The sequence below is a fragment of the Bacillus altitudinis 41KF2b genome, from assembly GCF_000691145.1.
Taxonomy (GTDB): domain Bacteria; phylum Bacillota; class Bacilli; order Bacillales; family Bacillaceae; genus Bacillus; species Bacillus altitudinis.
Genome location: NZ_ASJC01000001.1, coordinates 349,988 through 362,422 on the forward strand (window position 1 = coordinate 349,988; position 12,435 = coordinate 362,422).

Annotated in this window: 12 protein-coding genes; 8 read left to right on the forward strand and 4 right to left on the reverse strand. The window is 40.9% G+C overall.

All coding sequences use genetic code 11. From position 1 onward, the window contains the following. Positions 1–10: 10 nt before the first annotated feature. From BA79_RS01840 to lepB, 7 genes are all read left to right on the forward strand, one after another. On the forward strand, positions 11–1,117 hold the full coding sequence (locus BA79_RS01840) for an efflux RND transporter periplasmic adaptor subunit (protein ID WP_035700607.1): 1,107 nt from the start codon (positions 11–13) through the stop codon (positions 1,115–1,117). Further along, positions 1,114–1,815, forward strand: coding sequence for an ABC transporter ATP-binding protein (locus tag BA79_RS01845; RefSeq protein WP_017367165.1), 702 nt, complete (start codon positions 1,114–1,116; stop codon positions 1,813–1,815). Before BA79_RS01840 ends, BA79_RS01845 begins: the two co-directional genes overlap by 4 nt. Then, positions 1,802–2,995, forward strand: coding sequence for an ABC transporter permease (locus BA79_RS01850; RefSeq protein ID WP_035392183.1), 1,194 nt, complete (start codon positions 1,802–1,804; stop codon positions 2,993–2,995). The genes BA79_RS01845 and BA79_RS01850 overlap by 14 nt, the downstream gene beginning before the upstream one ends. A 335-nt stretch (positions 2,996–3,330) precedes the next feature. Then, on the forward strand, positions 3,331–4,086 hold the full coding sequence (locus BA79_RS01855; RefSeq protein ID WP_008345143.1) for a DeoR/GlpR family DNA-binding transcription regulator: 756 nt from the start codon (positions 3,331–3,333) through the stop codon (positions 4,084–4,086). After that, positions 4,083–4,994, forward strand: a complete 912-nt coding sequence (gene pfkB / locus BA79_RS01860) for a 1-phosphofructokinase (RefSeq protein WP_017359406.1) — start codon at positions 4,083–4,085, stop codon at positions 4,992–4,994. The genes BA79_RS01855 and pfkB overlap by 4 nt, the downstream gene beginning before the upstream one ends. 13 nt (positions 4,995–5,007) lie before the next feature. Further along, complete coding sequence (locus tag BA79_RS01865) at positions 5,008–6,900, forward strand: PTS fructose transporter subunit IIABC (protein WP_035700610.1); 1,893 nt, start codon at positions 5,008–5,010, stop codon at positions 6,898–6,900. 210 nt (positions 6,901–7,110) lie between these two features. After that, positions 7,111–7,683, forward strand: coding sequence for a signal peptidase I (lepB, locus tag BA79_RS01870; protein WP_034647709.1), 573 nt, complete (start codon positions 7,111–7,113; stop codon positions 7,681–7,683). Positions 7,684–7,746: 63 nt separating this feature from the next. Here lepB and BA79_RS01875 read toward each other — a convergent pair whose 3' ends face one another. Beyond that, positions 7,747–8,022, reverse strand: coding sequence for a hypothetical protein (locus BA79_RS01875; protein ID WP_008345136.1), 276 nt, complete (start codon positions 8,020–8,022; stop codon positions 7,747–7,749). 144 nt (positions 8,023–8,166) lie between these two features. Between BA79_RS01875 and BA79_RS01880 the strand changes: the two genes are divergently transcribed. After that, entirely contained in the window at positions 8,167–9,786 is a 1,620-nt protein-coding gene (locus BA79_RS01880) for an ABC-F family ATP-binding cassette domain-containing protein (RefSeq protein ID WP_019743117.1), read from the forward strand. A gap of 40 nt (positions 9,787–9,826) precedes the next feature. On the opposite strand, the gene BA79_RS01885 is transcribed toward BA79_RS01880, so the two are convergent. The 3 genes from BA79_RS01885 to mreBH form a co-directional block, all read right to left on the reverse strand. Continuing rightward, the gene (locus tag BA79_RS01885; RefSeq protein ID WP_035700613.1) at positions 9,827–11,059 is read right to left on the reverse strand and encodes an aminopeptidase; all 1,233 of its coding nucleotides are present in this window, start codon (positions 11,057–11,059) and stop codon (positions 9,827–9,829) included. A 106-nt stretch (positions 11,060–11,165) separates the two neighbouring features. After that, positions 11,166–11,297 carry a protein YkpC gene (locus BA79_RS19430; RefSeq protein ID WP_003210922.1) on the reverse strand — a complete coding sequence of 44 codons (132 nt, stop codon included), beginning with the start codon at positions 11,295–11,297 and terminating at the stop codon, positions 11,166–11,168. Positions 11,298–11,371: 74 nt separating this feature from the next. Next, complete coding sequence (gene mreBH, locus BA79_RS01890) at positions 11,372–12,379, reverse strand: rod-share determining protein MreBH (RefSeq protein ID WP_017359401.1); 1,008 nt, start codon at positions 12,377–12,379, stop codon at positions 11,372–11,374. Positions 12,380–12,435: the final 56 nt, after the last annotated feature.

Here is a 12,435-nt window from a genome sequence, read left to right on the forward strand (position 1 = left end):
GAATGTTTTTATGAGAAAGAAAATCATTATCGGATCCATTATCATTATTGTGATTGGTCTATTCATTGGATTTAATATTGCAAAAAACCAATCAAAGCCTGCCTCTACGGCATCATTTAAAACAGTCCAACTTGCATCAAAAGAAATAACTTCTACGGTGATGACGCCTGGAACACTTTCATTCTCGGAGGAGCAATTCATTTATACAGAAGAGGAGAAGGGAAGCCTGAATCATATCGCTGTGAAAGAAGGAGAAAAGGTGAAAGTTGGAACACCGCTCCTGACATATGAAAATAAGGAACTGGAGCTTGAAGAACAGCAGCAAGCACTTGCGGCTGAATCAAGTACACTAAAGCTTGAACAATTACAAAATAGACTCAATACATTAGATGAAAATCAGGGAAAAAAGGCGGGCTCTGATTCGAAAAACGAGCGAGATCAGCTTGAAATCGAACTCAAAGCCGCTGAATTAGAACAAAAACAAGCGGAGCTTAACCAAGAAAAAATAAAGGCACAAATAGAAGATTTAACGATACATAGCAAAATTGAAGGAACAGTCATCTCCATCGAGCAAGATGCTGGCGCAGGGAAGCTAGAAGAGAGACAGCCGGTGATCCATATTGGCAATGAGAAAAAAATGATCGTACGAGGCTTAATCACTGAGTATGACGCTATGAAAGTCAAAAAGAAACAAAAAGTAAAGGTAACGTCTGATGTCATTCGCGGAAAGAGCTGGCAAGGAGTGGTGAAAAAAGTGGGCGCTGTGCCTGCCCAGTCAACAGCAGAAACAGCTGCAAGTGATCAAACGGTACAATATCCAGTCGAAATTGAAATAAAAGGGAAAAAGCCGGATGCAAAACCAGGCTTTAAAATGATCATGGAAATTGAAACGGACAAGCGTCAAGTGCTCACAATTCCTGAAACAGCCGTGAAAAAAGAGAAAGATGGTTCATACGTTTATGTTGTTGAAAAGAATGCACTGAAGAAAGTAAAAGTGACATTAGGTGAAACGTCAGGTCATGATCTTGAAGTGACGAAAGGTTTAACAAAAGAAGATCAAATCATTGCAGAGCCATCAGATGACATGTATGACGGAATGGAAGTGAACGCTGAATGATTCAGCTTTCAAACGTGACAAAAAGCTACGAAGTCGCTGAGGAGACATTTGATGTATTAAGTGATGTGGACCTTGTCATTGGTAAAGGCGAGTATATGTCCATTATGGGCCCGTCCGGCTCTGGAAAATCAACGTTAATGAATATCATTGGCTGTTTGGACCACCCGACCTCCGGACAGTACCATTTTCAAGGTATGGAGCTGTCGGCAGCAAAGGATCAAGAACTGGCAGTGATTCGAAATCGATCCATTGGTTTTGTTTTTCAACAATTTTATTTACTGCCTAGATTAAATGCGAGGCGAAATGTTGAACTTCCGATGATTTATGCTGGTATCAGTCAAAAGGAAAGAAAAGAACGTGCGGAAATGGCACTTGAAAAGGTTGGTTTGGCAGATCGAATGAAGCATATGCCAAACGAGTTGTCAGGGGGTCAAAAGCAAAGAGTAGCCATCGCACGAGCGATTGTCAATGAGCCGAAGCTCATCTTGGCAGATGAACCAACAGGCGCTCTTGATTCAAAAACGAGCGGCTCGATTATGGAACAGTTTACAAAGCTCAATGAGGAAGGAACAACGGTTGTGCTAGTTACTCATGAAGAAGAAATAGCTGCGTATACAAACCGGATAGTCGTTGTAAGAGATGGACGCCTCGTTCAAGATAGATTGATACAAGGAGACGCAATGAATGAAACTCTTTGAAAATATCAAAATAGCGCTGAATTCTGTCCTAGCTCATAAATTGCGGTCTATTTTAACAATGCTTGGAATTATTATTGGGGTTGGATCAGTGATTGCAGTCGTTGCCATCGGTCAAGGCGGAGAGCAAATGCTAAAAGAATCAATTTCAGGGCCAAACAATACCATTGATATGACCTATACACCCTCTGATGAGGAGTTAAATGCGAATCCTAATGCGTTATTTGAAGCCACATTTACTGAAGAAGACATTCAAAGTGTTCAAGCATTGAATGGGGTTAAACAGGTTGCCTCCTCCACTGCACAAGGCATGCAATTAAGATTCCAAGATACAACAATAGATGCAACGGTCAATGGGATTAATGAAGGCTACACGAATGTACATTCATTACATATAGCAGAAGGACAGGACTTACGTGAAATCGATTTTAGGAGCGGAAGAAGGGCAGCTGTTATTTCAGAAGGGATACAAAAAGAATTATTTAATGGAGAGAAGGCAGTAGGCGAGTTGATTTGGATGAATGGACAGCCGGTTGAGGTGATCGGAGTTTTAGCAAAACAGGAAGGGCTGTTTTCATTTGATATGAATGAAATATATGTCCCTTTTGCAATGCTGACAACTGCATTTGGTGTGAAAGAATATGATAAGTTGTCTATTCAAGTCGCACATGCTGATCAAATGAAAGAAGTGGGAAAGAGTGCGGCTGCACGCTTAAATGAAAATCACCATACAGAAGATGCTTACGAAATGATCAATCTGGAAGAGATTGCAGCAGGCATTGGTCAAATTACGTCTGTCATGACAACAATCATTGGCTCAATTGCTGGTATCTCATTACTTGTCGGCGGCATTGGTGTCATGAATATTATGCTCGTATCTGTCACAGAAAGAACAAGAGAAATCGGAATTCGAAAGGCACTTGGGGCAACTAGGGCTCAAATACTCGTTCAGTTTTTAATTGAGTCTGTCGTCCTTACACTGATCGGTGGGTTACTTGGAATTGCGCTTGGCTTCGGAGGTGCTTCACTTGTGTCACTGTTTGCAGGGTGGCCTTCTCTTGTATCGTGGCAAATCGTATGTGGAGGCGTCCTATTTAGTATGCTCATTGGTATTATTTTTGGACTGATTCCTGCCAATAAAGCAGCGAGGCTCGATCCTATTGAATCACTTAGATATGAATAATCCTAAAGTTAACTTTCAAGGTGCTGACAAGAAGGTAGAACGAGATATATTGCCTGCTGCTCCGCACCTGAAGCTTTTATGCAAAACGCATAAAGGCTTTTTTTCGTTCAATTGAATGAAATGAAAAATGATAGAAATGCTAATATCATGACTTTCTTCTCAATGTCACATATTTTTCAGTTTACAAATGGTACATATAAAGGTAAGATGACCATTGTGAAAGATTTTGATAGTTATTGAATGTATTTGATTGTTTTGTATTGATAATGTTGAAAAAAGCGATTACAATAAAGGTGCGCGCAAAATGAATACGTTTTCAAAAGGGGGTGTTTTCAATGCTCACACCAGAAAGACATCAACTCATTATCGACTATTTAGAAGAAAACGATGTCATCAAAATACAGGACTTAACGATTATGACGGATGCGTCTGAATCTACAATTAGAAGAGATTTATCAGCCCTTGAAGAAAAAGGCTTTCTTAAAAGAGTTCACGGAGGAGCTGCTAAAATATCTAGTATTCGTCTTGAACCAGATGTGTTTGAGAAATCTGCCAAAAACCTTCATGAAAAGTCATTGATTGCAGAGGCAGCTGCATCACTTTTAAAACAAGGCGATTGTATTTACTTAGATGCTGGTACGACAACACAGCAAATGATTGACTTTATCGATCCAGATCAAGATATCGTGGTGGTGACAAATGGTGTCATGCACATTGAAGCACTCATGAGAAAAGGCATTTCTTTTTACCTGATAGGCGGATCAGTGAAACATCGAACAGGAGCCATGGTGGGAGCCGCAGCTTTGACAGCTATGGAAAATTACCGTTTTGACAAAAGCTTTGTTGGGACGAACGGCATTCATCCCGAGGCAGGGTTTACAACACCTGATCCAGAAGAAGCGCTCATTAAAAAAAGAGCCATGAAGCAGGCGAAAAAAACCTACATCTTAACAGATGCCTCAAAGTTTGGCGAAATATCGTTTTCAACCTTTGCTAGTTTACAGGAAGCGACCATTATCACAAACGACGCAAAAGAGGATTCATTCGATAATTACCATGAAAAAACGGTTATAAAGGTAGTGAAAACATGATTTATACAGTTACTTTAAACCCATCAGTTGATTACATCGTACACGTGGAGGATTTTGCGGTCGGCGGTTTAAATCGTTCAACCTATGACAAAAAATATCCAGGTGGTAAAGGAATCAATGTCTCAAGGCTTTTAAAACGGCACGGTGTTGAATCAAAAGCACTTGGATTCATTGGCGGTTTTACAGGCAAATATATTCAAGACTTTTTACAAAACGAACAATTACAAACAGCCTTTCATGAGGTGTCAGAAGATACACGTATCAATGTGAAACTAAAAACAGGCGAAGAAACAGAAATCAACGGGCTCGGTCCAAGTATTACTGAAGCACAGTTCGATTCGTTTTTATCCCAATTCACTTCATTAACAGAAGGCGATGTCGTTGTATTAGCAGGTAGCATTCCTTCTTCACTGCCTCATAACACATATGAGCGCATTGCTGAGGTATGTGCGAAGCAAGGGGTAAGAGTCGTACTTGATATTTCTGGAGAAGCCTTAAAAAAAGCAGCAGATCTGAAACCATTCTTAATGAAACCAAACCATCATGAGTTAGGTGAAATGTTTGAAACCAGTATTTCATCTGCAGAAGAAGCCATTCCTTATGGGAAAAAGCTGTTGGAACAAGGTGCTGAACATGTCATTGTATCTATGGCTGGAGACGGCGCTCTCTTATTCAGTAAGGAAGGGATCTTTCAATCTAATGTTCCAAAAGGCAAGCTGATCAACTCAGTTGGTGCAGGGGATTCAGTCGTTGCAGGATTCTTAGCTGGCGTTTCTAAAGGCCTTTCCATAGAAGAATCATTTAAGCTTGGCGTCACATCAGGAAGTGCTACAGCATTTTCTGAGGAACTTGGAACAAAAGAGCTTGTCGATACATTATTGCCACAAGTAAAAGTCACACGCATTTAAAGGAGGAGTCATCATGAAAATTACAGAACTACTCACGAAGCATACGATTAAGCTTCAATTAGACAGCCAGCAAAAAGAAGCCGTTATTGAAGAACTGGTCACTGTATTAGATACAGCTGGTAAATTAAATGATAAAGAAGGCTACAAAGCAGCTGTTGTTAATCGTGAAAAACAAAGCTCTACGGGAATCGGAGAAGGAATTGCGATTCCTCATGCGAAAACAGCAAGTGTGAAAGAACCTGCCATTGCATTTGGTCGTTCAACAGCTGGTGTAGATTATGAATCATTAGACGGACAGCCAAGTCACCTTGTCTTTATGATTGCAGCAACTGAAGGCGCAAACAACACGCATTTAGAAGCACTTTCTCGTTTATCCACACTTCTCATGCGTGAAGAGATCCGAAAGCAGCTTCTTGAAGCGGCTACTGAAGATGAAATCATTGAAATTATCAATACACATGATAAAGACGATGAAGAAGAAGAGGAAGTCAAAGAGGAACCGGCTGCACCGGGAAAACCTGCTAAAATTTTAGCGGTGACAGCTTGTCCAACAGGCATCGCGCATACATTTATGGCCGCAGATGCTTTGAAAGAAAAAGCAAAAGAAATGGGCGTTGACATTAAAGTTGAGACAAACGGCTCTAGTGGAATTAAACATGCCCTGACAGCAAAAGAAATTGAAGAAGCGCCAGCTATTATTGTGGCAGCTGATAAACAAGTTGAAATGGAACGCTTTAAAGGCAAACATGTCATTGAAGTACCTGTGACAGCTGGAATTCGCCGTCCGCAAGAATTGATCGAAAAAGCCATCAATCAAGATGCGCCGATTTATAAAGGTTCAGGCGGCAGTTCTTCCAAAGATGAAAATGAATCGTCAAGCAAGGGAAGAAGTGGATTCTATAAGCACTTAATGAGCGGTGTAAGCAACATGCTTCCGTTTGTTGTTGGGGGCGGTATCCTCGTTGCGATTTCATTCTTCTGGGGAATTAACTCAGCTGACCCTAAAGATCCTTCTTTCAATTCATTTGCAGCTGTATTAAAAGGAATTGGCGGAGATAATGCGCTTGCCTTAATCGTTGCTGTATTAGCTGGATTTATCGCAATGAGTATTGCAGACCGTCCAGGTTTCGCACCAGGTATGGTTGGCGGATTCATGGCCTCAGCAGCAGGAGCTGGATTCTTAGGCGGATTGATTGCTGGTTTCCTTGCTGGTTACATCGTGGTGCTGCTCAAAAAAGTATTCACCTTTGTACCACAGTCGCTCGATGGTATTAAACCAGTTCTGCTCTATCCATTGTTCGGTATTTTCTTTACAGGGATTATCATGCATTACATCGTCAACACACCTGTTAAAATGGTGATGGACGGATTAACACACTGGCTTGAATCACTTGGTACTGGAAACCTTGTATTAATGGGGATTATTTTAGCTGGTATGATGGCCATTGATATGGGTGGTCCGATTAACAAAGCGGCCTACACATTTGGTCTTGCGATGATTGCTGCCGGCAACTATGCACCGCATGCTGCGATTATGGCAGGCGGAATGGTGCCGCCGCTAGGAATTGCGCTAGCGACAACGATCTTTAGAAACAAATTCTCTAAACGTGACCGCGAAGCAGGTATTACATGTTACTTCATGGGGGCTGCGTTCATTACGGAAGGGGCGATCCCGTTTGCAGCGGCAGATCCTCTGCGCGTCATTCCTTCAGCTGTGATTGGTGCAGCAGTTGCAGGTGGATTAACAGAATTCTTTAGAGTGACGCTTCCTGCACCGCACGGCGGACTATTCGTTTTCTGGGTAACAAACCATCCAGTTCTTTACATCATCAGCATCTTAATCGGTGCCATTGTTACAGCGCTACTTCTCGGAATTCTAAAAAAACCAGTCCGACAAGAAGCTTAATTTGAAAAGAAGCATCGTGAAGAGCGGTGCTTCTTTTTGTTTAATCATCAGCAAATTAGGAAAAAATATCTAATTGAATGGTTGTCTTGTGAATTTTTAAATGACATGTGATAAAGTAAAGTTATTCAATTCGCGTTTCAAGTCTTTTAGCAGAAAGTCTTAGGAGGAAGCAGTATTTTGAACGAAGAAAACAAACAAAACGAAAATGACATTCAATCTGATGGGAAACAAGCCAAAAAAGAGAAGAAAAGTTCTCTGTTTGAATGGATCAAAGCCATTTTAATTGCACTTGCCCTCGTCCTCATCATCCGTACGTTTATTTTTGAGCCGTATGTGGTGGAAGGAGAGTCAATGGAACCAACCCTTCATGATGGAGAAAAGCTGTTTGTTAACAAAACCATCAACTATCTCGGTGGAGTCAAACGTGGTGACATCGTGATTATTAATGGAAAAGACGGTCAGAAAATTCATTATGTCAAACGATTGATCGGCCTTCCAGGCGACACGATTGAAATGAAGGATGATACGCTTTACATTAATGGTAAAAAAGTAGATGAGCCTTATTTAAAAGAGAACAAGGCGCATGCCAAAGAGTATGAGGTACATTTAACAGGAGATTTTGGTCCAGTGAAAGTACCGAAAAACGATTACTTTGTTATGGGTGACAACAGACTGAATTCTATGGACAGTCGAAATGGACTCGGACTCATTGAAAAGGATCGGATTGTCGGCACATCAGAATTTGTTTTCTTCCCATTTGGCGATATTCGACAAACACAATAAATACACCTTTCTCAATGCGTAAGAAAGGTGCTTGAATGGACGACCCTTCATGTAGGGTCGTTTTTAATTTGGTGTGAGCATCGTGACAATGATGACAATGGCCAAAACAGAAGCGAAAACGGACCCAGTAATCGCCAAAACAGAACGGAATAATCCAATTTTCACATTGTCTTTTCCGCGCTTTTGTAAAAAGCGTTTTGAAAAGATATGGACCAGTGTGTAAATGAGGACAAGCCCAATATAAAGGCCAAAGTCTCTTGCATTAAAGCCAGTCGCCGATAAATAAATGCCCATAAAGAAAATCAATAAACAGTATTCCATGAGTGTGAGTAATCTCAAATCGCCCGAACTCCTTCAACAAAAACATTCCCACTTATTATACCATATTGGACAAAAAGCCTTTGTTCTTAGTGAGAGACGTTTCTATCAATCGTTATTCATGTTATACTTCATATTGATGAATGAGTGATGGAGGATTAATAAATGATTGCAGTGAATAATGTTAGTTTGCGATTTGCTGATCGTAAATTATTTGAAGAAGTAAATATTAAGTTCACTCCTGGCAACTGCTACGGACTAATTGGTGCCAATGGAGCTGGTAAATCAACGTTCTTAAAGATTCTTTCTGGAGAAATTGAGGCTCAAACGGGCGATGTTCATATGAGTCCTGGTGAACGTTTAGCGATTTTAAAACAGAACCACTTTGAATACGAAGAGTTTGAAGTGTTAAAAGTCGTCATCATGGGTCACAAACGTCTATATGATGTGATGCAGGAAAAAGATGCGATTTATATGAAACCTGATTTCTCAGATGAAGACGGGATTCGTGCAGCAGAGCTTGAAGGTGAGTTTGCTGAGTTAAACGGATGGGAAGCGGAAAGTGAAGCTGCGATCCTATTAAAAGGTCTTGGCATTCCAGAGAGCTTGCAATCGAAGAAAATGTCTGAGCTTGGCGGATCTGAAAAGGTAAAAGTGCTTTTAGCACAAGCTTTATTCGGTAAACCTGACGTTCTACTTCTCGATGAGCCAACGAACCACTTGGACTTACAAGCCATTCAGTGGTTAGAAGAGTTCCTCATTAACTTTGAAAATACCGTCATCGTCGTATCGCATGATCGTCATTTCTTAAACAAAGTATGTACGCATATTGCAGACCTTGACTTTGGAAAAATTCAAGTGTATGTCGGAAACTATGATTTCTGGTATGAATCTAGCCAGCTGGCATTAAAACTCAGCCAGGATGCCAACAAGAAAAAAGAAGAACAGATTAAGCAGCTTCAAGAATTCGTTGCTCGGTTCAGTGCGAACGCATCTAAATCGAAGCAAGCGACATCAAGAAAGAAATTGCTTGATAAGATTTCGCTAGATGACATTAAACCATCTTCTCGTAAATATCCTTATGTTCATTTTGCGCCAGAGCGTGAAATCGGAAATGATGTCCTTCAAGTAGAAGGTCTATCCAAAACGATTGACGGTGTAAAAGTACTGGATAACGTCAGCTTTATTATGAATCGTGAGGATAAAATTGCGTTCTTAAGTCGTAATGAGCTTGCTGTCTCTACTTTATTTAAAATCCTTGCTGGTGAAATGGAGCCAGACAGCGGGACGTTTAAATGGGGCGTGACAACATCTCAAGCCTTTTTCCCTAAAGACAACAGTGAATATTTTGAAGGAAGCGATTTAGATCTTGTTGATTGGCTTCGTCAATATTCTCCGAATGATCAAAGTGAAAGCTTCCTGCGTGGTTTCTTAGGCCGTATGCTTTTCTCTGGGGAAGAAGTGAAGAAAAAAGCAAGCGTCTTATCAGGTGGAGAAAAGGTTCGTTGTATGTTATCAAAAATGATGCTGTCTGGAGCGAATATTTTGCTGTTAGACGAGCCGACGAACCATTTAGACCTAGAGTCCATCACAGCGCTGAATAACGGTCTAATGAGCTTTAAAGGGGCTATGCTCTTCTCATCTCATGACCATCAGTTTGTTGAAACAGTTGCAAACCGGATTATCGAAGTGACGCCAAACGGCATCGTTGATAAACAAACAACTTATGATGAGTTCTTATCAGATCAAGACATCCAAAAAAGACTACAAGAGCTGTATGCATAAACATAAAGAAAAGACATCCACATGTGGATGTCTTTTTTCTTTAAAAAGCCCAATTTCCATTACGGAAAATCGGTTCACGTTTACCATCTTTTGTGATCCCATCAATATTCATTTCCTTTGAACCAATCATGAAATCGACGTGTGTAATACTGCTGTTCACACCCGCTGCGTCTAATTCCTCTCGTTTCATCTCTTTACCGCCTTCGATATTAAATGCATAACCGCTGCCGATGGCAAGGTGGTTGGATGCATTTTCATCGTAAAGTGTATTGTAATAGAGGATATTTGAGTTAGAAATTGGTGAATCATCTGGTACAAGGGCAACCTCACCTAGATAATGTGAGCCTTCATCTGTTTCAACGAGAGAGGTTAAAATGTCTTCGCCCTCTTTTGCTTTCACATCTACAATACGCCCATTTTCAAAGGTTAACGTAAATTCATCGATAATGTTTCCTGCATAACTAAGTGGCTTTGTGCTAGAGACAGTCCCGTTTACACCATCTTTTTTAGGTACGGTAAAGACCTCTTCTGTCGGCATATTGGCCATGAATGATACGCCGCGTTCACTCACGCTGCCAGCACCTACCCAAATATGCTGCTCTGGAAGTTCAATCGTTAAATCTGTACCTGGTGCTTCATAGTGCAGCTTGTGGTAATGACGTTCATTTAATACTTTTACTTTTTCATTTAGTGATTCATCATGCTTTTTCCACGCTTCAACAGGATCTGGCTGATCAGCGCGGGCGACTTTAAAGATTTGGTCCCATAATAATGAAACAGCTTCTTCATCGGCATGCTTAGGGAAAATCTTTTTCGCCCAATCTTTTGATGCAGCACCGACGACTGTCCATGCGACTTTGTCAGATTGAACGTATTGACGATATGTATGAAGTGCTGAACCTGCAGCTTTTTGCTGTGAAGCAATTTTTTTCGAGTCAATGCCACTTAGAAGATCAGGGCTTTCTGACAAGATCGTAATAAAAGCACCGCCACGTTTTGCGATGGTTTCCATCATCTGTGCTTCCCATTCTGGAAATTGCTCAAACACATCTTGTGGGGCATGTTCATATTTTAAACGGGTCAGAACACCATCACTCCAGCGGATATGTACGTTTTTCGCTCCGCGCTCATATGCGTGTTTTGCCACAAGGCGGACAAGATCTACAGATTCAGTGAACGCAGATACGACCACTTCTTGACCACTTTGAACATTTACACCTACTTCAACGATGGTTTTTGCATATTGATCTAGTTGTTTTTCGAATGAACTCATAAAAAACCCTCCTTTAGTCATGTTCATCATATCAGATTTAAGACCGGAAAGGAAAATAGGGAGCCGTCCCGAAGCAAAATAAAAAAGCCGCTTTCGTGCGGCTTTTTTAGCGGTTCAGTTGTTTCACAGGCTGTGCATTAGAAGGGGGCATATGTGAAAACGACAGGCTCATTCCTCCTAAAATAATACCGGTTAAAATGACTGTGACAACGACCCGTTTACCTAAATCAAGCAACATGTTCTTCCTCCTTCACGTTTATCCATTCATCACGATATGATCGAAATGATGAAAAAAGAAGTAGAACATGAAGATTATTTTAATGTTTTTTGCAATTTGTCGATGACTTCTAATGAACGACCTGTTCCAATTGCGACAGATTCAAGAGGATTTGCTGCGATATGAACTGGGACGACAATTTCTTGAGAGAGCCATTCTTGAATGCCGTTTAATAGTGCACCACCGCCAGTTAGAATGACGCCGCGATCTACGATATCACCACTCAGTTCTGGAGGGCTGTCTTCTAATGTAGCCCGAATCGCCTCTAAAATATGAAGAAGTGATTCACGCATAGCACCTTGAATTTCTGTTGATTCAAGTGTAATTGTTTTTGGAAGACCTGTGACAAGGTCGCGTCCACGTACTTCTAATGACTCAGGTTCGTGTTCAATGAGTCCATAACCAATTTCCATTTTTACTTGTTCAGCTGTCCGTTCACCGATCAGTAAATTGTATTTCTTTCTCACAAAAGTAATGATATCTTCATCCAGTTGATCTCCGCCAATTCGGATCGAATGGCAAGAGACAACTCCGCCAAATGAAATGATCGCTACCTCTGTCGTTCCTCCGCCAATGTCTACAACGACGTTGGCAACAGGCTCGTCCACCGGGAGATCAGCACCGATTGCAGCTGCGACGGGTTCTTCAATTAAATGCACATGCTTGGCCCCGCAATTTTTGACAGCATCGCTGATCGCGCGGCGTTCGACAGCTGTTGAACCTGAAGGTGTACAAACAACCACAGTCGGCTTTCTAAAGGTAAACCCAATATTTTTTCCTGCTTTTTTCATAATTTGTTTGAGTAAATCGGTTGTCATATCGTAATCAGCGATGACACCATCTTTCATCGGACGGATCGCTACAATTTTTCCAGGTGTTTTCCCAATCATCTCTTTTGCTTCTGACCCCACTGCAAGGACAGTTTTTGTTTCCGTATCTACTGCCACAACGGATGGTTCATTGAGAATAATTCCTTTATTTTTACTGTAAACCAATATGTTAGCTGTTCCTAAATCAATTCCAATTTCGGCATTTTGAAACATGTTTTCACCCAATCTCTAATTTTGCTGTTTTAAACAATTTTACATTTAAAAGTTCA